The organism is Bradyrhizobium sp. P2_E8 (genome assembly GCF_056403875.1).
Genome location: NZ_JBFUES010001928.1, coordinates 1 through 525 on the forward strand (window position 1 = coordinate 1; position 525 = coordinate 525).

Here is a 525-nt window from a genome sequence, read left to right on the forward strand (position 1 = left end):
TGGTGACGATGCGTGCGAACTCGCCGTTGAGATTCGACAGCGTCATCGCATGGATCTCCTCGGCGGAATGCGCATCGCCATCGGGGCCGATCCGGTCGAAGGTCCAGGTCGCATCGCGCACCAGCCGCGTGTCGAAACCGAGATTGCCGGCCATCCGCGTCGTCGTCTCCACGCAATGGTTGGTGGTGGCGCCGCAGATGACGAGTGTGGTGATGCCGCTTGCGCGCAGGCGCGTCTCGAGGTCCGTGCCGATGAAGGCGCTGTTGACGCGCTTGACGATCACGGGCTCGCCGTCCTGTTCGCGTGCCTCGTCCTTGACGGCGTAACCGGAACGCGATGGCAGAAACGACGAATTCGGTTTCATGCCCTCGTGGCGGATATGAAAGACCGGAGCACCGCTCGTCCTGAACGCCTTCAGGAGAGCGGCAATTTGCGCCACCGCATCCGGATTGTTGCGGCGCTTGCCCGCCGCCTCCCATTCGTCGAACGCGCGCTGGACGTCGACGACGATGAGCGCGGGGAGGG

General features: G+C 64.8%; 1 protein-coding gene. It reads right to left on the bottom strand.

Features of this window, described 5'->3' with window-relative positions:
- Positions 1-525, bottom strand: a 525-nt coding sequence (locus AC1D00_RS44755) for a cysteine hydrolase family protein (protein WP_477015168.1), incomplete at both ends; no start/stop codon positions are given.